General features: G+C 66.3%; 16 protein-coding genes and 1 pseudogene. 9 read left to right on the plus strand and 8 right to left on the minus strand.

Going from position 1 to position 20,705, the window contains the following annotated elements:
• Positions 1–113 precede the first annotated feature (113 nt).
• Positions 114–836, minus strand: a complete 723-nt coding sequence (locus tag AB0C02_RS32015; protein WP_357552895.1) for a helix-turn-helix transcriptional regulator — start codon at positions 834–836, stop codon at positions 114–116.
• A gap of 103 nt (positions 837–939) precedes the next feature.
• On the opposite strand from AB0C02_RS32015, the gene AB0C02_RS32020 reads away from it, so the two are divergent.
• Both AB0C02_RS32020 and AB0C02_RS32025 read left to right on the plus strand, forming a co-directional pair.
• On the plus strand, positions 940–1,233 hold the full coding sequence (locus AB0C02_RS32020) for a hypothetical protein (RefSeq protein WP_357552897.1): 294 nt from the start codon (positions 940–942) through the stop codon (positions 1,231–1,233).
• 443 nt (positions 1,234–1,676) lie between these two features.
• Positions 1,677–2,720: an IS110 family transposase gene (locus AB0C02_RS32025; RefSeq protein WP_357552899.1), complete on the plus strand. Its 1,044-nt coding sequence runs from the start codon at positions 1,677–1,679 to the stop codon at positions 2,718–2,720.
• Positions 2,721–3,131: 411 nt separating this feature from the next.
• Here the strand turns inward: AB0C02_RS32025 and AB0C02_RS32030 are convergent, their stop codons facing one another.
• The 5 genes from AB0C02_RS32030 to AB0C02_RS32050 form a co-directional block, all read right to left on the minus strand.
• Positions 3,132–6,932: an Ig-like domain-containing protein gene (locus AB0C02_RS32030; RefSeq protein WP_357552901.1), complete on the minus strand. Its 3,801-nt coding sequence runs from the start codon at positions 6,930–6,932 to the stop codon at positions 3,132–3,134.
• 885 nt (positions 6,933–7,817) lie between these two features.
• Positions 7,818–8,069 carry an FAD-dependent oxidoreductase gene (locus AB0C02_RS32035; protein WP_357552903.1) on the minus strand — a complete coding sequence of 84 codons (252 nt, stop codon included), beginning with the start codon at positions 8,067–8,069 and terminating at the stop codon, positions 7,818–7,820.
• A 195-nt stretch (positions 8,070–8,264) separates the two neighbouring features.
• Positions 8,265–9,161 carry a hypothetical protein gene (locus AB0C02_RS32040; protein WP_357552904.1) on the minus strand — a complete coding sequence of 299 codons (897 nt, stop codon included), beginning with the start codon at positions 9,159–9,161 and terminating at the stop codon, positions 8,265–8,267.
• A gap of 191 nt (positions 9,162–9,352) precedes the next feature.
• Complete coding sequence (locus AB0C02_RS32045; RefSeq protein WP_357552905.1) at positions 9,353–9,826, minus strand: transposase family protein; 474 nt, start codon at positions 9,824–9,826, stop codon at positions 9,353–9,355.
• Between the two features lie 153 nt (positions 9,827–9,979).
• Positions 9,980–10,414, minus strand: a complete 435-nt coding sequence (locus AB0C02_RS32050) for a hypothetical protein (RefSeq protein ID WP_357552907.1) — start codon at positions 10,412–10,414, stop codon at positions 9,980–9,982.
• Positions 10,415–10,743: 329 nt separating this feature from the next.
• Between AB0C02_RS32050 and AB0C02_RS32055 the strand changes: the two genes are divergently transcribed.
• The 3 genes from AB0C02_RS32055 (at position 10,744) to AB0C02_RS32065 (ending at position 13,463) form a co-directional block, all read left to right on the plus strand.
• Entirely contained in the window at positions 10,744–10,932 is a 189-nt protein-coding gene (locus AB0C02_RS32055) for a hypothetical protein (RefSeq protein WP_357552908.1), read from the plus strand.
• A 280-nt stretch (positions 10,933–11,212) separates the two neighbouring features.
• On the plus strand, positions 11,213–11,983 hold the full coding sequence (locus AB0C02_RS32060; RefSeq protein ID WP_357552909.1) for a hypothetical protein: 771 nt from the start codon (positions 11,213–11,215) through the stop codon (positions 11,981–11,983).
• 262 nt (positions 11,984–12,245) lie between these two features.
• Complete coding sequence (locus AB0C02_RS32065) at positions 12,246–13,463, plus strand: tetratricopeptide repeat protein (RefSeq protein ID WP_357552910.1); 1,218 nt, start codon at positions 12,246–12,248, stop codon at positions 13,461–13,463.
• A gap of 150 nt (positions 13,464–13,613) precedes the next feature.
• Here AB0C02_RS32065 and AB0C02_RS32070 read toward each other — a convergent pair whose 3' ends face one another.
• The gene (locus AB0C02_RS32070; RefSeq protein WP_357552911.1) at positions 13,614–14,360 is read right to left on the minus strand and encodes a hypothetical protein; all 747 of its coding nucleotides are present in this window, start codon (positions 14,358–14,360) and stop codon (positions 13,614–13,616) included.
• Positions 14,361–14,438: 78 nt separating this feature from the next.
• Here AB0C02_RS32070 and AB0C02_RS32075 point away from each other — a divergent pair, with 78 nt between their 5' ends.
• Positions 14,439–15,020, plus strand: coding sequence for a suppressor of fused domain protein (locus AB0C02_RS32075; RefSeq protein WP_357552914.1), 582 nt, complete (start codon positions 14,439–14,441; stop codon positions 15,018–15,020).
• Between the two features lie 262 nt (positions 15,021–15,282).
• Here AB0C02_RS32075 and AB0C02_RS32080 read toward each other — a convergent pair whose 3' ends face one another.
• Complete coding sequence (locus tag AB0C02_RS32080) at positions 15,283–15,453, minus strand: hypothetical protein (RefSeq protein WP_357552916.1); 171 nt, start codon at positions 15,451–15,453, stop codon at positions 15,283–15,285.
• Positions 15,454–15,661: 208 nt separating this feature from the next.
• Here AB0C02_RS32080 and AB0C02_RS32085 point away from each other — a divergent pair, with 208 nt between their 5' ends.
• The 3 genes and pseudogenes from AB0C02_RS32085 to AB0C02_RS32095 all read left to right on the plus strand — a co-directional run.
• Positions 15,662–16,732: an integrase core domain-containing protein gene (locus tag AB0C02_RS32085; RefSeq protein WP_357552917.1), complete on the plus strand. Its 1,071-nt coding sequence runs from the start codon at positions 15,662–15,664 to the stop codon at positions 16,730–16,732.
• 49 nt (positions 16,733–16,781) lie between these two features.
• Positions 16,782–17,750 (plus strand): annotated as a pseudogene (locus AB0C02_RS32090) (LamG-like jellyroll fold domain-containing protein); the annotation flags it as partial.
• A gap of 337 nt (positions 17,751–18,087) precedes the next feature.
• On the plus strand, positions 18,088–20,705 hold a 2,618-nt coding region (locus tag AB0C02_RS32095; RefSeq protein WP_357552918.1), incomplete at its 3' end, for an RHS repeat-associated core domain-containing protein.

Consider the following 20,705-nt stretch of genomic DNA (forward strand, 5'->3'; position numbering starts at 1 on the left):
TCCCGAAGACCGTGTGACCACCAGCCCGGAGATTTCATGTCCATCAGCCCGGAGTGAACCGTCCGCCCACCCAGATTTTTGCGTGTCCGCTGGCAAGCCCAGCGAGACAGAACCTACGTGCCCGGATGCCCGAGCTCGTCGCGCAGCATGCTCTCGACCCGCCCCAGCAGCTCGTCGTCAGCTGAAGCGAGAAGACGTACCACCCTGCCGAAGCTGGTGTCGTCAGTAGGTGCGGACGACCGGGGTTGCTCGTCGCCGTCATGGTCGCCGGCATCCGCACGCGGCTCGCCGGTCTCGGCAACCTGCGGCAGCACGACCCGTCGCAGCGCCTCGCCCACGTTGGCCAAAAAGGCCGCACTCATCAGCTCGGCCGCCTTGAGGGACGGCGATATGGCGTCAGTAAAGGCCGCCCGATCGCTCGGCGACCACCTTTCGATCCTCTCCACCATTGCTGCCTCAAAGGCTGCCTGTCGATGGACATCGGTGCGCCGGTTCTGGCCTTTCATCTTTGCCTTGAAATCGAAGGCGACGTCACGCTCGGCCTCGGAGTCATAGATCAGCAGGTCGTAAGTACCGCTGTCCCTCCACTGGATTCGATGCTGCTCCGTCAAGCAGGCGAGCAGCGGGCGAGCCGTCGCAACCGACGGTGCCTGGGCGCCACGCTCGATCCCGCGGACGAACGACACGTGCACGTCTGCCCGGTCGGCGAGTTCTTGCGGGCTGAGGCCGCTGCGTTCGCGCATGGCCTTCAGCAAAGCGCCGAAGCGGCGGTTGCCAGGAGTACCCGCCGCAACCTGCCACGGGCCCTCAGGCTCGGCGCGTTCGTCGTCACTCACAAGAGAAGAATACAGGATCGTCTTGCGCTCTCCATCGGCACCGTGCCAAGCTTGTGCAACACACGATCCTCTATTCCTCTACTGCAAGCTGAGAGGCTCCGTCATGTCCAAGGCACTGCTCTACCTCGTCGGCGCCAGCACCAGCGGCGCGGCCACGGTATTCCTCTTCCAGCGCTGGCAGCAGGAGGCCGCCGCCGAAGCTCTGATTCGAGACGCCGAACTGGAAGCCCGGGTTCAGCAGAGCCAGATCTACCTGGCCGCGCGGCGTGAGGAGGCACGCTCCGCCGGAGTTGATCCGGACCTGGTCGCCCAGAGCTATCACGACAAGCGAGACGCGTTCTCCCGTTCGACCAGGTCGCAGCTTGGCGATGAGTACGGTCAGTACCCGCCGTCGTGAATAGCCCTCTAGGTTAAGTCACGTATGAACCGGTGGTCGCCCGTTAGCCCGCCGACCTACGGGCGGCCTACGGGCGGCCTACGGGCGGCGCAAACCGCTGGGTGCCGTTGAGCATGCTCTCATCGGCTACTTGTTTCATTGACTCACGACCGTTGCCCGGCCAGGCTTCGGTCGAGGCGCCCGGGCTGTCGCTCTCACATCGGCTGCCCACGCTGGTCGTGTGGCTCTCATTTGGCCTGCGCAGTCCCGGGCGTCGCCCCAAGGGCGGGGAGAGGCTCAAGAGGGGTTTGCTCTGCTCGAAGTAGCGTTGCCCTCCCGGCTCGACACCAGTTGGAGCGAGCATCGGAGGACCTGTTGATCGAGGTCATGGCCGGCGACGAGACGATTGTCGGCGGCGGCCGTTTCGACACCGGCCGCGACGCGGCCGGGACGGCTACGCGGCGATGAGGAAGTACGCCAAGCAGTGGCCAAGCCGGGTGTGGGCGATCGAGGGCTGCCAGGGCATCGGCCGGCACATCGCCAACCGGTTGCTCGCCGACGGCGAACAGGTCGTCGACGTGCCACCGAAGTTGTCCGCCCGGACGCGGGTGTTCGTCACGGGGCAGGGCCGCAAGACCGACGCCACTGACGCCCACTCCGTCGCGCTGGTCGGCACCCGCATGGTGGGGCTGCGCCTTGTCGTCAACGACGAACAACTCGCCCTGCTGCGGATCCTGGTCGACCGCCGCCGCTCCCTCGGCGAGGACCACACCCGGATGGTCTCCCCGCTGCACCAACTGCTCCTCGAACTCATCCCGGGTGGAGCGAAGAAGAGCCTGTCCGCCGCCCAGGCCAAGGCACTGCTGGCCACGGTCAGACCCCGTGACGCGGTCGGCAAGGCCCGCCGCCGGGTCGCCGCGGAGCTGATCGCCGACCTGGAACGGGTCTACCAACGCTCCAAGGAAGCCGACAAGGAACTGAAAGAACTGGTCGCCTCCACCGGCACCACCCTGATGGACCTGCACGGCATCGGACCATCCGGCGCCGCCCGGCTGCTGGTCGAGGTCGCCGACATCACCCGGTTCCCCAACCGGGCCCACTTCGCCTCCTGGAACGGCACCGCCCCCATCGACGTCTCCTCCGGCGACCAGATCCGCCACCGGCTCTCCCGCGCCGGCAACCGGCAGATCAACCGGGTGCTGCACATCATGGCCACCGTCCAGCTGCGCAACCCCACCGAAGGACGCGCCTACGACGACCGGAAAAGGGCCTCCGGCAAGACATCGATGGAAGCTATGCGCGCGTTGAAACGACGCCTGTCCGACATCGTCTACCGGTCCATGGTCAACGACGCCACGGCCACCATGGCGGCAGGCCCGGGAGGACAACGGGAAACGACAACAGACTCCAGCGTGACCAGCTCGCATCCCCAAGCCGGCTCTTCGGAGAAGTCACTTCCCGGACCCGCCGAGGCCCAGCTTAGAACCCCGATCTCGGCGGTGTCTTGACACAGAGGGGAGCCATGAGCGCGTACCGCGTCGGGTCGTGGAGGTGCGTCCGGCTGAAGGGGCTCGCGCGCAAAGACGGGTCCCGAACGCCTAGCTCGGGACCCGTCAAAGTAGGCCGATCTTCAGCCGAGCGGGATAGCGCCGGTAAGCCGCATCCCACGTTGGGCATCGGTTTGTGTCGATCAATCTACTTGGACCCCCACGCCGGCGAGGTTTCGGCGCGTTGAAGCTTGCTGTCTGCCGGCGTCCCCGGCAAGACGCCGTCGTCGCTGCACCGTTGAGGCAAGACCGCGTAGACGCGCAACCCGAGGGAGCACCAATTCCGGTCCACTGATTCAAGTTCATGACCGGAAGGGCCCCCTTGCGAGGGCCCTTCCGGTCAGTGCATGTGACGGGATCACCCATACTTCACTAATGGTGTCCAGGCCGCGGGGCCACCCAGTAGTGCACCGGACTGGAGAGCCTCGTGTTTCCGGACGAGTCGACAACGAGCGCCCGCAACATGACGTGCTTGCCAGCATCTGCCGCACTCGGTGTCCAGCTGAACTCATACGGCGCTGTGGTGGTGGTGCCGACCGGGGTGCCGTCGACCATCAACGTCGCCGACTGTACGGCGAAGTCGTCGGTGCCCCGGACCAGCGGATGCACCGTCGATCCGACCTGGAACAGCGTTCCGCGCCCCGGGTCGGCCACTTCGGCGGTCGGTGCGGAGTCGACGATGCGACCCACGCCGGTCGGTACCGTCCGCGGCGGCGACGAGAGACGTTTCGTGATGGTGACCGTGGCTGCGCCTGTGCTGTCGGGGCCGGAGATGGCCTCGAGTCCGGTGCTCGGCTTGGCCGGACCCCCTGGGACCGGGTCGCCGGTGCCCAGGTAGCTGTCCGACACGGCGAACCGGGCACCATCGCGCACAGCGCTGTTGTCAGCGTTGGCGTTGTACACAGCGAACCCGTTCCCGGTGATGATGTCGCCCGAAGCAGTGAGCGCTCCGGCCGTATCGGTGCCGGCGTCGGTCAGCAGGATGCCGTACGACTGCGACGGTGCGGGAGTGTAGTAGTTCCCGGTGATCCGGCTGTTGTTCACGAAGCCGGTCACACCGCTGGTGTACTTGACGCCGACCTGCGGGTACAGGCTGTTCGGTGTGCCCTTAATGACCGTGTTGGTCACGTAACCGTGGTAGCGGATGCCTGTCCGGACGGTGTTGTCCGGGCTGCCGTCCTTGCCACGGGCGCCGTCGAACAGGATGCCGCCCGACTGGTAGCCGGTGACCACACTGTTCGTGACGGTGAGCTCGCTCTCGACCGTGCCGGCGCTTGCACCCCGGATCACGCCGGTCTTGACGACGCCCCAGCCATGCGGGTGCTCGGCCAGTTCCTGGGCGTTGGTCGCGACCTTCATCGGACCAATGGTGCTATTCGCGATCCGTCCGGCGGCGCCGAAGAATGCGATGCCCGCCTCGGCCCACACGTTACCCGAGGTCACCGTCACGCCCGAGATGTCTACGAACATCTCGTTGGTGTCGGTAGAGCCGAGAGACTGTCTGGAGATCGTGATCACGTTGCCGCCCCCGTCACGCAGGTACGGCTGATTGCCCGCCAAGGTCCCGAGCGACTGGTCCGGCTCGATGATCACCTTGTCCGCTCCCGCACCCTTGATCTTCAAGGGTTTGTTGATCGTCAAGCCGCTCTTCGCGCCCGCCTGGACGGGGTTGGATGCGCTGTTCACCGGAGTCGACGACTCCTGGTAGACACCCGCACACACCACGATCGTGTCCCAGGGCGCCGCGTAGTCGACGGCCATCTGGATTGAGGTGAACTGGGCGTTCGGGCACTCCTTCTTGTCGTCGTCGACGGTCCACGTCGTGTTCCCTTGCGGGTTCCCGACCACGTCGTTGAGCTTGACGTTGCCCGGAGTGTTGTCGTACGCGTTGAGGTAGGTCGCCGGGTCCGGACCGCCCAGGGCCGACCGGCCGTAACCGGCACCGTTGGCCTTGTTGCCGTCGGCCAGGATCTGCGAGCCCGCCTTGTTCTCCTGGAAGCGCACATCGGCCATCTCGATCGAGCCAGACTTCGGCAGATCACCCACACCGAAGCGGAACTCGAGCTTCGACAGGGAGCCGATGTCCACACCCTGTCCCGCGAACTCGCTGAGCGGGACGCGGATCTGGTCGAGGACGACGTGCGTGTTCGGCGTGTTCGTGCCGGTCGACATGTGCAGGGCGTTGCCCCAGCGTGGGTCACCGGCGTCGACGGTGCCCTCGTGGCCGGCCGTGTCGCTCAACGCGATCACGAAGTGCTGGGTCGTCGAGGTCGGGTCGTACGACGTCGGCAACTCGTTCGGCCAGACCGGGCTCGCCGGGGTGCCGTTCACCGTCGTGTCCCTGGTGTTGTCGCCACGGTTGTCGGCGCCCGGGTTGCGGGTGTCGAAGAAGTTGACGGCAGCACTCAGAGCCAGAACCTTGAGGCCGTTCATGTTCCCCGACGCGGCCGGGATCTGGGCCGTAAGAGTGGCAGTCGAGTTCTGGTCCCACGCGAGAGTGAGCTGGCGACCGTAGGAATGGTTGATCGGACTGTTCTCGCGGGTGCCGTTCTGCCCCCCGAGCGCGCTCGCCGCAGGCAGCGGGCAGGGCTTGGCGGCGGTCGGCAGCCCGCTCTTGCCGAGTTGCGACGGCGCGAAGTCCTGGGGCTCCGGGTTGCACCAGTCGAAACCGCCTGCGGTCGGCGCCGGCTTCGGCCCGACACCAGCCGCCTGTGCGTACGGGTCCGCGAACCCACTGCCGGTCAGGGAGCCGCCGAGAGCGTTGAGCGTGAGCGGGTTTTCCACCTCGGGGCGGATCACGTCCACCCGCTCCTGCGGCGCACCGAAGTAGGTCGTGTTGACCCGCTGGTTACAGGGGATGGCCATGCCGGACGGACTCGTCGGGCAGGCTGACGGCGGGACCTGCAGCCCCGTGGAGGTGTTCGCGAGCTCGCCGGTCATGTATGGCTGAAAGGCACCCTCACCGCCGATGTAGCGACGGAAGAAGGCGGCCATGGTCGCCAGTCCAAGCTTCTCCTGGTCACCCATGCGTGCCGCGTCACCCGAGATCTTCGTGTTCACGGTCGGGTTGAACGGGTCGGAGTTGTCGATCGAGTAGTTCAGGTTCCGGTCGGTGTAGCTCGCGGCACCGCTGAGCCGCAGGTTGTGCGGGTGGATGTTGTTTGTCGCGAACGGTGCCGAGTTGCCGCACGCCGCGTCGTTGTTGGCCTGGCCGTCCGCGCCACCGTCGGCGTACCAGACGGTGTTGTACCAGTTGTGGATCGCGCCCAACTGCTCGACCTGGATCCGCGGGAAGGGGTCGCCCGGGCTGACGTACTTGCTGCGCTCGAACAGGCGTGCGCCCTGCAGGTTGGAGACGTCGCCGTCACACATCGGCAAAATCGTCATGTACGGCATGCCGTATGGAGCCTTGCGCTCGTAGTCCGTCGTCGCGAGCGAGATGACCCCGCGGATTGGATAGCGCGGGCCGTCGGTGCGGATGCGGTTGTAGTCGAGGAAGTTCGAGACCGCGTCACCACCCCGCGAGTGACCCATCAAGCCGATGCGGGTCATGTCGAGGTGACCGGAGAGCGTCGCGCCGATGGTCGTGTGCGTATCGACAGGCAACCCTCTGGCCTTGCTCGCCGCGCTGATCGCGTCGAGGGTGGCGGCGATGAGCATGCGCCGGTTATGCATGCCTTTGCCCTTGTTGTTGTCCTGCCGCATCATCAGCTGGTCCTGCGAGACGGAGAACGTCGTGTATCCCCACGTGGCGAGGTTCTCCGCAAGGTACGCGTAGCCGCTCTCGTTGTGCTTGAACTGCGCACAGGTGAGGCGCGCGCTGTCCTGGCCGGCGTCGCACGAGCCGTGGTTGCCGTGCACCAGGATGATCAGTGGCGACGGCTTGGTACGCAGGGCCCAGTCCGGCATGTAGAGCTGACCGCGAATCTCGACCTGCTCCGGCGCCTGTGCCGTCCCTGCCGTCGGAGCATCTCCGGAAGAATTCGGCTCTTCGATGGTGGCCAAACCGAACTTGGCCTCCTGGAAGACCTGATGCCCAAACGGCCCGCGGGCCGTCGGGTCAGGCAGGTCCGCCGAAGTCATCGCGGACGCAGTGGCCGCGGATGGCACCGCTGTCGTTGCAGCCTTGGCCGGCACCGCCGTTGCCTGCGAGGTCAGCGCCAGCGGCACCACCAGCGAGGCAACCACCGGGAGGAGGAACCAGGCACTCCTATGTGTCCGCACTTTCACAACGTTCTCCTCTAGCGGAGTTGAGAGTTAACGGGATGGACCCGGCACGGACCGGCGACGACGCCGCCACCGAGCGGACTGTCCCGCGCCGAGCTGGCGAGGGCCGGTGCGGCTCTCACGGCGCGTCTCCCTTCGTGACGCGCACCACCGCGTTCGATCGTGTCGAACCCCGCGCTGGTCCCGTCGGGCCAGCCCTGCGGCGGCTTGGTGATCTCGCACACCTTCGCGTTTTCCAGCTTGGCGGGCTAACGGGCGGCGCGCTGTGTGCAGCCGGAGAGGCGATGCCCACGGCTGTCACCATGGTCCAGGTGGCAAGTGCTGCCATCAGTGTTGCCCTGGCTGTTCGCATCGCCGCGTTCCTCTCGCTTCAACCCGATCGGGGTCGGCTTCGACCCTGATCTATCCTGTCGCCGCCGGTCCTGCTGGGGCTTCAGTTGGCTGTCTTGAATGGAGGCACGCATCTTCCGGCAGTCGTTGAACGACATGCTGGGTCGGACACAGATCGGCCGACATCGAGGGATTTGAGGAATGAGGCTGTCTCCCTGAGCTGAGACATAGGGAGATAGCTGTGACGAGCGGGACGATGATCGAGGCGAACGGGGCGGTGCCGGCGGCTACCGCGTTGGTGGACGCGCGACTGGTGTCCGAAGAAGACCGGTGTCTGAGACGGAGCGCCGGCATCTTCGGCGGGGGTGTTAGGTGTATCGCGTCTCGGGGTCGCCTCGCAGGAGGTGGAGAATGTACGTGCACGCCTCGGCCTACGGAATACCCACATCGTTCGCCGATCGACCCGCTGTAACGATGGCTGTATCAACCGGGCAGACGAGGCTACGGCCGGCGACGGACATCGGCGGACCGCAGGCCGAACTGGGCGGCCAGTTTCAGCCAGCGCGTACGGGACGCCAGTGCCAGCTTCAGTTCAGGGCCGGGTTCCTTGTCTGCGAAGGATTTGCCCCCACTGCGGCGGGTTGTGCCGCCCGCCACCGTCCCCCGCTCGAGGACAGTCACCTGCAGTCCCTCGCGCGAGGCATAGTAGGCGCAGGCTGCCCCCCGTTTACCCCCCGAAAACCCCTGCCTCATGCTGACAATCAGTGACTAGCTATGACTAGCGCCTCGTCGTGTTTGTGCAGGTCAATGGCGGGTTTTGACAATCAGCGACAAGCGAGAGGTGGTTACGATTGGTAACAAGGGGTTTTGACAACTAATGACAAGCCCTGAGAGTCGATGCTCGACAAGAGGTTGTCGTGGGTTCAAGTCCCCTGGTGCTCTATGTGGTCAGACGCCGGCGAGGGCGAGCAGCCGGTCCATCTCGGCCACGGGCAGGGTCGCCGCCGCGGCCGCTGTCTGCGCCACCCACTCGTTCGGATCCGCGAGCAGGGCGCGACGCACGTGCACCGGAAGGTGGGGATACCCGGCGATTGTGCGGCGGACTGCGCTGTCGGGGTCGATGGACAGGCTCTCGGCCATCTCGACGGGCAGGTCCGGGTCCCGGGGTGCCAGGCACCGCATCCGCGGATCCGGATCGGTGGCCAACCGGCGCAGGATCTGTGGCGGGAACGTGAACAGGTCGGCCGGACGCCAGCGCGTCTCTTTGTCCGGCCGGAACTCACGGTCGATGCGCTCGGCCATGGTGGGGTCAACCAGGTGCGGGGCGTGCGCGGCCATGGTCGTACGTACGCCGCTGTCGTCGTCGTTGAGCAACCGGAGGACCGCATCGGCCGGCAACGTCCGGTTCCGTGCCGCAGAGCGCCGGAAGCAGATGTACGGCGAGGACACGTACGGCAGCGGGTCGGCGGTGACCCAGTCCAGCCGCAGGTAGGACAGTTCGGCGACGGCCATGTGGTCCTCGAACTGCCGCAGCAGCGCGGTGTCATCGAGTTCGTCGTTGAGCAGGTCGGTCAGCGGGCGGTCGCCCTGCTGGATCTCCGTGTAGATCTGGTGGCGTATTGGCTCGGGTGTGTCCGGGCGGCTGAAGACACCCACGCGTACGTTCGCGCTGGAGCCCTCGGCGAGTAGGTCCCGTACTGGTGGGGGAAGCTGCGGGTGCTCGGCGACTTGGCGGCGAACCTGGTGGTCGGGGTCACCGGCCAGCTGTGCGGCGAGTTCCGGGGTCAGGACTGCGTGGCGTACGGCTCCGGCGCGGGAGACCGGGTCGGGGAGCAGTCCCGCCACGAGGTCGGGCGTCGGAATCCGACAAGGCGACGACGTCGCGAGTGGTGCTGACCTACCGCCCACACCCTTGGCTTCGCCGTCGCGGCCGATGCGTTGCCTGCCGCTTTGGGAACCGAACCGGACCAGGTCGGCGACGCTCTTGATCGACCGAGGCCGGCGTACCCGGGGCGACTTGGCTCGCCACCATGGCCCTACCCCTCCTGCGATCCACCGGCACTGGCAACCTGACCCAGGCCACGCTTGCCGTCGATGGCGATCACGGTGCGGTACCGCCTCGGCCTGTTCACCGCGGCGGGCGTGCGGGTGCGCAGCCAGCCGGCCAGGACGGTGCCGAGCAGCGTGTCGTCCAGGCGCGTCAGGATCCGCCAGACAGTGCTGCCGACCGGCACTCCTGCGGTGAACCCGAGCTGGTCCTGGGCGCGTTCGTCCAGGTCGTGCAGCCAATCCGTGATCGCGGCGAACGACGACGCCCCGGCCATGACGGCGCAGACCGCCACCGCCAGTAGCGAGGTCAGCGGGTAACGCACGCCTCGTGGGTCGCGTGGATCAGGAACAGCGGCGAGCGCGTGCAGCAGCCCGCCGTGTTCACCGTCGGTGACTGGCACGGCCTCGGCGATGGAGGCGGGTGCTGCTACGGCCAGTGCAGGGATGAGAGATGATGCCATCGGCGGGTGGGGTCTTCCTCGGAGTCGTGAAGCGTCGCAACTCCATGATCACCGATGCGGCCCTCACCCGCTCCTTACGCCTCCACAAAGGCCGAATTCGTCTCGAAACTCCTGGTCAGCGGCCCACCGGCCGACTATGCAATCGCCCTGGGCTCAGGGCTGTGGGCCGCGCACTGAATGCCACCAGGCGGTGTCGATGAGGATCTGTTCCGTTTCGAGGACATCACGCTCGAACGCTTCCACGTCGACGGGTGCCGGCGGCCGATCCATTAGCTCGGTGATCTCATCGGGTAGTCGCACGTTGTGCGCGTCGATGTAGTGCGTGAGCCCCTCTGGCCATACGAAGTACTTACCGTCGGTCAGTTCGGTGGATCCGTTGCGGGTGCCACACAGCCGACACAGTGAGTGGCCTGCTGTAGCGACGAACCACTTGCCACCACGCAGGTAGTCGCTTACCCGTCGCTGGGTTGCCGCATCGGCCTCGGGGGCCACGAACAGCACGGGGTCGGGCCAGTGCTCTTCGCCTGGTCCACACCAGTAGCCGATCAGTCGCAAAGTCCGGGTGTTGTCTGCCTCGCTGCTCGACACGGGCATCATCGTCGCAGGGTCGGAGACGGGCCGAGCGTCAAGGATCAGCCGAACCCGCCGTGTCAACCATCAACCGGCGCAGGACAGCCGGCTGCCGGCTGCCGGCAATGCCGGGCTTCAGTTGATCCGTTACGAGTCAGCGTCAGATGATGCGTGACAGGTCCAGCTAGATGATCATGTCGTGACCGGGGAAGCGGTCGGGGCCGCGCCGATTGGGTTGGCCGCGCACGCAGGAGAGCGGGCGCGGATTGGGCTACCTTGCTGGCGAGCTTGACCGGGGATGCTGCTGGGCCGAGCACGTTTGTTCAAGTGACCCTATGGTGAGCACCGTGAACGCCGACAAGGGCCCACCCATGCGGGAGTACGCGGGCTTGATCTGGATCGAAGACAAGCCGGGCATTCGGCTACGCATTCTTGCCAGGTCCCTCGATGAGGCGTGGTCTCGCGTCATCGAGGAGTACGGAGAGGGGCACGTCATCTCCATCTGGAACGAGGAAGATGCATCGAGCGCGCGATAGTGCGACGGGCGTCCACGTCGTGCCAAAGCATCGAGCATCTCCACCAGCACCCGACGCACCGTGTCGAGCATCATGTGAAGCCACCGTGAACGCATCAAGCGGAGTACGACAGCCGGCTGCCGGCATGCCTGGTCTCGCATGATGGTTGACGAAACGGCGTCGCAGGAGCGTTGACGCCAGGTCGAGATCGAATAGGTCCGTCCCTGCGGTTGATGGTACGGGCGACGAGGCTTGCGAGGCGGTCGGACCTGCCTGTCGGTAGCGGCCGTACCATCTGCTGATGATCGAACCATCGCTGGTCACCCGGTCGTCGTTGCGGCAGGTGTTTCCGATCGTGGCACCGATGTCTATGGCCGAGCTCCCGACGCGCACGTGGTCCGACGAGCAGTGGGAGAGGATCAAGCTCGGATATGCGGCTTGCGACATGGACGAGAAGTGGGAGGTGTTCGTTGAGGACCAGGTCGTGTTCCTGCATCGCAGCTGGACCGGCAATGGGGTCTTCGAAGCATCGTTCTCGCCCGTAGGCGGCGGTGGTTGGCAAATCTCGGCTGCGACGGTGGAGTCCGACCCGTCGCGTTACCGTCGCAGCTCCGATCGATACGACCGGGTGATGGTCGAGCTGGTGCTCAGCGCGATCGTGCTCGGTGAACCTGCCGTGGATCTGCGCGCCGAGCTGGTCGCGCTGACATCGCAGGAGTCTGGACGCACCGACCTCCCTGCAGGCGAGCAATTCGCGGCTGTTGCTGATCTGTGGGAGACGCATTTGCAGGCTCCCTTCCCGAGTCGGCTGAGAGGCACTGAGGTAGCGGGTGTCGACGTGGTGATGCTGGACGCCGACGTCGCAGGCTGTGTCAGCTCGTGGCTGCAGAACCGAGGCAGTCTCGACGCCCAGCGGTCCAGGGTGCTCGCGTCATGCCAGGAACAAGTCATCCGCATAATCCCGGTGCTCGCCGACCAGGAGGCGGCCTACTGTCGCCGGCTTCACGACATGGCCGTACTCATCGCAGGCAAGCCCGAGGCCGCACGAACCGACCCCAAAACCTCGGTCTAGACGATGGACTCGCACGCCGCGAGCGGCACGGCTGACGCGATCATGCAAAACCTCATTCGAGGCTGCAGTGTCAACCATCAGCCGGAGTCGGACAGCCGGCTGCCGGCGATGCCGGCAATGTCGGGCTCCACTTGATGCGTGACAGGTTGACGTCAGGACCTCCGTGACAGACCAGTCTCGGGACGTGGGTGACACGCCCGGCTAGAGATGGTCACAAGCGCTGCGTCGATGGCCGGTTCGCAACCTCTCTACACTGCCCGGCGTGACACTGCAGCCGTACGACCGTGGGGTGCTCGCTGTGCAGCGCGGGGCCTTCGAGGAGGCTCGTGAGCAGTTGGAGCTGGCCGGGCCGGATGATCGGGCGCTGCTGCTGCTGGGTCAGCTGGCCAGCAGCGGTCACGGCGAGCCCGCAGACCCGGTGAGGGCCCGGGGGCTGTATGAGCGTGCGGCTGAGCTGGGCAATGCCGAGGCGGCTCACAACCTCGGGGTGCTGTACGCCACCGGCCTGGGTGTCGCGCAGGACCAGGCGGCGGCGTTGCGGTGGTATCAGCGTTCGGCCGAGCTGGGCAGTGTGCCCGCGCTCCGGATGGTCGGGCTGATGTACGGCACCGGTCAGGGAGCGCCGGTTGACCAGGACGAGGCGGAGCGACACTGGCGAATGGCTGCCGCCGCCGGGGAAGCGCAGGCCCTGCACGATCTGGGCACCCTCTTCGGGTACCACAAGGTGGACCTGCCGGAGGCTGCTTCCTGGTACCTGGAGGCCGCCAAGGCGGGCATCGAGGCCAAGCGGGAACTGACTCTGCTCGCGCCGAAGCTCCGCATGCCGGCTTCGGTGGACCGCCGGGCGCGCACAATGCTCGGCGTGATCCGTGCCTTCCATCTCGAAGATCCGGCCGGAGGGGTGAAGCTGCTGGCCGTCTCGGCGGACGAAGGGGACCCGGTCGCCCAGCGCACGCTCGGTTACCTGGTCCAGCACGGCATCGGCGCGACAAAGGACGACCTCCGGGCGACCGCTCTCTACCAGGCCGCAGCCGAGGCGGGGGACCCGCTTGCTGCGTTCAACCTTGGCGTGCTGTCCGGTGAGACTGACGAGGCGGTGCACTGGCTGCGCCAGGCGGCTGAGGCCGGGGTCACTGAGGCGTACCCGCGGCTCGGGGACCGGCTCAGCGAGCGTGACCTCGACGAGGAGGCGCTGCAGTGGTACGTGCGCGGCGCCGAGGCCGGCGACAAGGGCAGCATGTTCGCGGCGGCCTGCTGGTACCGCGACGGATTCGGCGGGCCGATCGACCTTGTGCAGGCACTTCGGTGGTACCTCGCCATGCTGAATGTTGGCAGCGGCGACGGCATCCACGAAGCACACGCGATCGTGCCACGAATGACCGCCGATGAAATCCACGAGGCGGGCCGGCTTTCGGGCCGGTTGCTGGAGGCGGACCTCTTTGTGCTGCGGCAGGCTTCCCCGAGCGCTGCCTCCGATTGACCTGATGCTTCTGCCGGCGCACGCGCCCGCTGTGTCCCGGAGTTCTCCTCTGCAAGACCCGGCGGAGTGTCACGCAGGTCCTGATGTCGATCTAGGCCCACAGGTCCCGAGGCCGGACAGCCGGCTGCCGGCGAAGTGGACGCTCGTATTTCAGTCAAGGGTGCGACGGCGGACCCTGCCGGTGGGGAATTGTGGTCGTGGTCCTGGTCTGCGGTGGTGACGCCGCAGCCATCGGGGCAGGTCATGTCGCGGTGCGTAGTAGCCCACATCGCCTGCCGCGTCTTCTGCTGTCCCCCTGGTCGGATAGCCGCCTACAACGGTTCGGTCGCGGAGGGCGCGCCGTAGGAGCGCCAGAGAGTCGCCATCTATCAGCCCGTGCAGTCGGGCGAAATGGCCGAGCGACAGCGCGGCGTTAGCCCTGGTCGGTGGGTTCGGGGAGCGGAGGCCTCGCTTGAGGCGCGGTAGGACGACGTGCGGATCGTGATGGTGCAGCACCAGTCCGATCAGGGCCACACCGGCATGACGTTCATGACGGTCAAGCGCGGCATCCACGACCTCAGGATCGTTGCAGCCGATCAACCCTCGGCCGGTCAGCCAGTCCAGTACCTCCGCCACGGCGCCATAGTGCCAGCTGAAGATCGGCGGCGGCACGTTCGAGCGGACCGGCCAGCGCCGCACAGCCGGCCGCCGGCGGTGCCTGGTCTCGCATGATGCTTTGCGGAACGGCGTCGGCCGATGTACGACATGATCACGATGAGGCTGAGGACGCCATTCCTTGCCTGCGGTGCGTGCGGCAACGGTCGGCGGCAGCAGGGGGACGCCACGGACCGTGGTAAAGCTCGGGCCGTGCATGATGATCAGGTCATCCGCCGCGGGGTCCGTGACCACGCGGGTCACGGCCTTGACGGGCAGGATAGAACCCCGTTCGGAGGCGGTGTAGCGGCGGCCACGACTTGAGGCAAGGAGAAGGGTGCGGTGACACCGTGGCAGCAACGGCTGGCGGCCGTGGAGGCGACCGAGGTTCACGTGCGGGCGTTCTTCGCTGGGCATGACGTTGGGGTCGTCAACTACGACCTTGGGTTCGGCCGTCGTGGGGCCGTGCCTGACTTGCGCATCATGATCGTCGGTCCGGGACCCCGCAGCAGCGCCTGGGCATATGTCACCGCTGGCTGCTGGTCGGCGGTGAACCAAGACGGCCACGGTGTCGAGTTCGTGATGACGTCGAAACGGCGGGAAGCGGCCGTAGTCGATCTGATCGCCATGGTCACCTACTACCACGCGGCCCATCGCCTCGACCACTGGCACACGATGCCGATTGGTGACCCTTGGCTGCCGGGCTCGGCGTGCGATCACCTGCTCGTCAGCTTGCCCTACCTGCACGGCCCAGAACTGGAGGTTTGCGAGTTGCCAGCTGGGCATGCCCGGCTCTTGTGGTTGTTGCCGATCACCGCAGCCGAGAAGGCGTTCCGTCAGCAGCACGACACCGAGGCTCTGGAGCAGCGATTCGACGACGCCGCGATCGACCCGGCGGATCCCCTGCGCGCGTCCGTGGTGTGAATCGAAAGGGAGTCACGAGCGAGTCGGAGTCCATCCCGCTGGGAGGCACGGTTGCCGCGATCATGTCAAGCGTCAGCCGAGACCGCCCAGATCGGGATCAGGACCTGCGTGACATTTCGCCGAGCGTCGGTGGAGATGAGCGTGATGGAACAGCGGCGGTACCGGGCCGTCCGAGACGTGCTGGCCCGCCGTCGCCTACCAGGCCTCGCTTCAGCTCGCCAAATCCTCATTCGGAAGCGAGGATGCCGAAAAAAGAGGGGTTTCAGTCGTAGAAGAACCGCTCGAGATCCTCGATGGACCCTGGTCCGGTCAGGAAGCGCTCGGCCTTGGCAATAGCATCCTTTGGTGGCGGCCCGCCCGCTCGGAGGAGTTGCTTCATCCATAGCTCGCCCTGCTCGCCGACGGCGTAAATGCCGGACAGAAGATCGGCCATGCCCGCAGGATGCGGCGGGCTCTGCCCGACGACGGGTTGGAGTTCCCACCCACCCGCGCGAACAGCCAACCGGATCACCCCCGCCCAGTTGGCGACCCACCCGATACACGCGGGCCACAGGTCCTCGGTGAACGGGGCCAATCGCCCTGTGCCGTGCCAAAACTCGTCGCACCGGGTGTGAGCTGCTGTTTCGCGGCAATGACGCAGGATGGCAGGCGTGTTGGTTCGGCTGCGGTACCTGAGCGCGGTGCGGATGTTTGGCTGGTTGTCGCAGGCCACGCGTAGCGAGTCCGCGCTGGTCGCAGAGTTGCTGGTGCTGCGCCATGAGGTGGCGGTGCTACGCCGTCAGGTCGGTCGGCCGCGGCTGTCGTGGCCGGAGCGGGCGGTGTTGTCCGCGCTGGTCCGGGCGCTGCCGCGGGAGCTCTGGAGGCATCGGATCGTCACCCCGGTCACTCTGCTGGCCTGGCACCGTCGGCTGGTTCGCCGGCATTGGACCTACCCGAACCGGCCTGGACGACCACCGATCAGCGACGACCTCCGGGACCTGATCCTGCGCCTGGCCAGGGAGAATCCTGGCTGGGGACATCGTCGCATCCAAGGTGAGCTCGTCGGGCTCAGCTATCGGGTCGGCGCCGGCACCATCCGCCGCATCCTCGCCCGATCAAGGACCGGCCCTGCCCCGCGCGAGATCGATACCAACTGGCGGACGTTCCTGCGGGCCCAGTCCTCCGGGCTTCTGGCGACCGACTTCTTCCACATCGACACCATCACGCTGCGGCGGTTGTATGTGCTGTTCGTCATGGAGATCACGACCCGACGGGTGCACATCCTCGGCATCACCGAACACCCGACCGCTGCCTGGACCACCCAGCAGGCCCGCAACCTGATGCTGGACCTCGGCGACCGTATGACACGGTTCCGGTTCCTGATCCGCGACCGCGACGCCAAGTTCACCGCGTCGTTCGACGCCGTGTTCACCGCCGAAGGCATCGACGTGGTGAAAACTCCGCCGCGCACGCCCCGGGCGAACGCGTTCGCGGAACGCTTCGTGCGCAGCGTCCGGGCCGAGTGCACCGACCGCGTCCTGATCTACAGCGAACGGCACGCCCGCACCGTGCTTCGCGACTACGAGGACCACTTCGACCGGCACCGGCCGCATCAGAGCCTGGATCAGCATCCACCCGACTACGACCCCGGTGCGATCGTCGCGATCGACAAGCCGATCCGGCGGCGCCGCGTCCTGGGCGGCGTGATCAACGAGTATCACCGGGCGGCTTGAGCTACTCGCAAACTCGCAGCTCACACGCCTGAAGCAGTGTTTTGGCACCGTGCAGGCCTGGGCCAAGCTGACGGACACCAGCGCCGACCGGCACGTGCTGGTGATGGGCGGCGACCTCAACAACTCGGCGCTGAAACTCTATTACGACAAGGCGGCCAATTCCTGGCGGCTGACCATGGCCGTCCGGAGAGCGGACGGCACGGTCGGTTTCCAACCCAGCACCTTCACCGCCGGATCCGCCACCTCGGGCTGGCAGCACCTAGCCGTCGTGGTTACGCCGGCCACCACGCCCGGCGCCGCCGTGCTGTACGTCGACGGCGTGGTCAAGGGCACGCTGTCGACCACCGAACATTTCAACAACCAGGCCACCGACATGCGGGTCGGCGCGCAAACGGCCGGATCCGGATGGTTCGCCGGACTCATTGACGACGTCCAGGCGTACCAGCAGGCCCTGACACCGGCCGAGGTCGGCCAGCTGCTGGCCGGGACAGCACCGGAGGCCGCCGCCCAGGTCAGCCGCACCACCTACGGCCTGGACACCAGCGGCTCGATCACCTCCGTGACCGGCCCCAACGGGCAGACCAGCTACATCACCAACGACGAAGCCGGCCGAGGAGTGGTGACCACGAGCCCGCCGGTGAGCACCGTGCTCGGCGAAGGCACCCCCGTCACGGCAGTGGCCGAGACCCGGGTTGGCTTCAACACCTTCGGCGAGGTCACCCAACAACAGGACCCGTACGGCTACGTCACGACCAACTTCTATGACGCGCTCGGCCAGATGATCGAACAGGCCTCACCCGCCTACACCGCACCCAATCCGACGCCGAAGACCATGATTGCGACGAGCACCGTCGAGTACAACGAGGTCGGCCAGATCCGGTACACCACCGACCCACTCGGGGCGAAGACCGAATCCAAGTACGACCTGCTCGGCCGGAACACCGAGATCATCGCCCCGGACCAGGGTGTCACCAAGTACGAGTACGACCTGCTGGGCAACCTGCTGTCGCACACCGACCCCAACGGGGCGAAGGCGTCATCCACGTTCGATTACCTCGGCCGCACGCTGACCAGCACCTCCGCCGTCCGCCAGACAGGCACCGGCTACACCACCGAATACCGCTACGACAACGGCAGCCCCTGGCCGACCTCGGTGATCTCACCGACCAAGGTCGTAATACAACAGCGTCGGCGAGCCCACCCGGATCACCGACGGGGCGGGCCAGGTCACGAAGATGACCTACGACGGTGCTGGCCGGGTGACCCGCACGACTGCGCCGGACGGCACCTACTCCACGGCCGCCTACAACTTCGCCGGTCAGCAGTTCAGCGCGACCGACTACTCGGCCGCCGGAGTGCTGCTACGCAACGAGTCACGGCGGTTCGACATCTCCGGCAACCTGGCGGCAGCCACCGACGCCCGCAAGACCACCAAGACGTTCGCCTACGACGCCCTCAACCAGCTGGTCACCCAACGCGAGACGGTCGGCCCGTCCCAGACGATCACGACCGAATTCGGCTACGACCTCAACGGCCGGCAAACCCGGTTCACCGACGGCCGCGGCAGCAAATTCGCCACCACGTACAACTCGTGGGGTTTGCCCGAATCGCAGATCGAGCCGGCGACCACGGCGACACCGACCGCCGCCGACCGCACCTTCACCATGACCTATGACAAGGGCGGCCGCCTGGTCCGGGTGGACTCGCCGGGCGGGGTGAAAGTCGAATCCGAATACGACGCGATGGGCCGGCTACGCAAGAGCTCCGGCACCGGCGCGCAGGTCGCGACTGCGGACAAAACCTTCACCTACGACAAAGTCGGCCGGATGGAGTCGTTCACCGGCTCCGCCGGAACGAACCAGATCGGCTATGACGATCGTGGTCTGGTCACCTCGATCACCGGTGTCTCCGGGACCTCGTCGTACACCTATAACGGCAATGGTGCGTTGACGTCGCGGACGGATGCTGCGGGGACGACGTCGTACAGCTATGACACGGCGGGCCGTCCGTTGAAGGTGGAGAACGCGGCCGCGGGCGTGAACATGACGTACAGCTACGACAGCATGTCGCGGGTCGAGAAGATCAATTATCCGGGTACGGTGCGTACGTTCGGCTACAACGATCTGCAGCAGCTGACCTCGGACACGTTGAAGAACGCGGCCGGCACCACGATCGCCAAAATCGACTACGAGTGGAACCTGAACGACAGTCTGACGAAGAAGACGACCACCGGGTTCAACGGGTCGTCGACCAACACCTACGAGTATGACCTGGCCAACCGGCTGACCTTGTGGGACAACGGCAGCACCCCGGTGGCCTACGACAAGTCCGGCAACCGCATCCAGGCCGGAACCACGACGTTCACGTACGACCAGCGCAACCAGCTGGTCTCCGACTCCACGGGTGCCACGTATCAGTACACGCCACGCGGGACCCTGCAGTCCACCATCAGCGGTGGACAGGCGGTCGTCACTCAGACCGATGCGTTCAACCAGGTGAAGGTGCAGGGCGCCAAGACCGGGGGATCGACGAGTTACCGCTACGACGGTTTGGGCCGGTTGCTGCAGGCCGGGATGAGCTACACGGGTCTCGGCAACGACGTCGCCGCCGACGGCAGCACCGTTTACGTCCGCGACGTCGCGGACAATCTGGTGGCGGTGGCTTCCGGGAGCACGAAGAGGTACGCGTGGACCGACGCGCACACCGATGTGGTGGGTGAGTTCACCGACACCGGTACCACGCTGACGGGTTCGGTGTCCTACGACCCGTGGGGCAAGGTCCTCGCCGCTGCGGGCATGGTCGGCAAGCTGGGCTTCCAGCAGGAATGGACGGACCAGACCACCGGCAAGGTCAACATGTGGTCGCGGTGGTACGACCCGCAGACCGGCGCGTTCGACACCCGCGACACCGCTGACAACAACCCGATCCCGACGTCAGGTTCGGCTAACCGGTTCGCCTATGCCGAAGGTGATCCGCTGTCGAATACCGACACCACCGGTAACGCGGTGGATGGTAAGTGCGGTGAGTACGACTACGCCTGCGCGCTGCGTATTTATCAGGCGGCGATGGATGTCTACAACGATGCGATGGAGCAACGCGACCGGGACATGCAGGCCGCGGGGGCGCAGATCGCGCAGCAGGAGGCCGAGTTCCAGCGGGCGGAGCGGGAAGGCCGGGTCTCGCTGCTGGACATTCTGTTGCAGGTTGGTGTCGGCATGCTGCTGGATCTGATCGGCTACACCTCGTTGCAGGGTTGTCTGGGTGGCAGCCTGTGGGACTGCGCTGACCTGGCCTCCAATGCGCTGGGCCCGATCAAAGCGCTGAAGGTGGGCCGGTCGTTGTTCAGGGCCGCGGAGCGTGCGTTCGAGGGCTACCGGTTGTGGAAACGGATTGTTGAGGGCGCGCGGACGGTGATGCGGCGTGCGTCGGATGCGATCAACGCGGGCCGGAAGCTGTTGAACGATGTGATGAAGAAGGTGCCGAAGAAGCCGAAGCTGCCGAAGAAGAAAAAGAAGCCTGCCGCGAAGAAGAAGCCGAAGCCGCAGCCGAGACCCAAGCCGAAGCCGCAACCGTCACAGCAGGCCAAGCCGGAAAAGCCGAAGACTACGCCGAAGAAGGAGAACGCACCGGCGAAGGAGGCCAAGCCGAAGAAGCCGGAGCCGACGAACAAGGAACCGAAGAAGCGGGCCGAACAGCAGGGGGCCGACTCGTCGGAGAGTGAGCGGCGGGACCCGGCGGACCTGACCTGTACGAGAACGCACAGCTTCGACCCGGACACGCTGGTCCTGATGGCCGATGGCAGTACCCGGCGGATCGCTGAGGTCGCGGTCGGCGATGAGGTTCGTGCGACGGACCCGCAGACCGGTAAGGACGGTGCTCGTCAGGTCACGGTGCTGCACGCCAACCGTGACCTGGAGTTGACCGACGTCACGGTCTCCGACCAGCCCACCGACACCACCCGGGCAGCCGGTCG

The organism is Micromonospora sp. NPDC048999, assembly GCF_040649295.1.
Taxonomy (GTDB): Bacteria; Actinomycetota; Actinomycetes; order Mycobacteriales; family Micromonosporaceae; genus Micromonospora.